This window comes from Herbaspirillum aquaticum, from assembly GCF_002213425.1.
Classification (GTDB): domain Bacteria; phylum Pseudomonadota; class Gammaproteobacteria; order Burkholderiales; family Burkholderiaceae_D; genus Herbaspirillum; species Herbaspirillum aquaticum.
In genome coordinates, this window is the sequence record NZ_NJGV01000061.1 from 1 (window position 1) to 975 (window position 975).

Consider the following 975-nt stretch of genomic DNA (forward strand, 5'->3'; position numbering starts at 1 on the left):
AGCTATTTCGCTTCTTCTTTGCTTCACTCATTCTCGTCATCCCTTCCAGGACGACAGCTTAAATCAGTGTCTCAAATTCGGGGTCCACTTTACCCTTGCTGTTCATTCCGTGGCAGTAACCTTATGTTCATTGTATGTTCATTGTCTGCCTGATTCAAACCCAAACCCACCCTGGAATTTATACCAACTTCTCACAATCCAGGCCGTTGAATCTGTCCGTCGCATGATCGGGCTACGAAGAAACGGAACGACGGCCGCGATGCCATCGAGATGTGAACATCGCGCCGGCCAATATTCCGGCAATAGCCCCTGCAAGAACAGCCGATACAGTATGGTCGTGCAATACGACCCTTGTGTACATCGTCAGAAGCATGATCGGTATGAGAAGAACTGCGAACCAGAAGCTGTATCTCCTGCAGAGAAAGTACATCGCGCACGAAGCCATTGAAGAATGACCGGATGGCATGTTGTGTTTGCTCTGTGGACCACTTGGCCTTTGCCCAAGGCGGGTGCCCATAACGTGCCAGTCGTTGACAAGACGTTTCATCCCGTGCGTGAGTATGGTAGAAGAAACCCCGACATATATAAGTTGCACGAGACCGACCTTATCGGCGAGCACAATTGGCAGGCCTATCTGCAGTGCTGTATTGACGAACCTGACATAATTCTCCGTGCTATGTTCTACCGGCCCAGCTTCTATACCAGGAAAATTTTTCGAATAATCAGCTAGGTCAGATGGATAGAAGACGCTTACCAAAAACGCAACCATTAATAAAAAGATGAATTTCTTTGGTCGATTGACTTCCCTGTAAGCAACTATGCATAGGTTTGGAATGTTCATTTTTCAATTGCCGTAGGGGGCTTTAAAAGGGATTGTTATGGTAAAGTGGACCCATCCGTCAAGACAGCGTTTGCCAGAATTTAAGCTGCATCCATGACTTCACTTGCAGCAGAACAGCGCTGCCCTGATCCTGC

The 975-nt window shown here is 47.8% G+C and carries 1 protein-coding gene; it reads right to left on the bottom strand.

Features of this window, described 5'->3' with window-relative positions; all coding sequences use genetic code 11:
• Window positions 1-232 precede the first annotated feature (232 nt).
• The gene (locus CEJ45_RS25410) at window positions 233-841 is read right to left on the bottom strand and encodes a phosphatase PAP2 family protein (RefSeq protein ID WP_088757563.1); all 609 of its coding nucleotides are present in this window, start codon (window positions 839-841) and stop codon (window positions 233-235) included.
• Window positions 842-975: the final 134 nt, after the last annotated feature.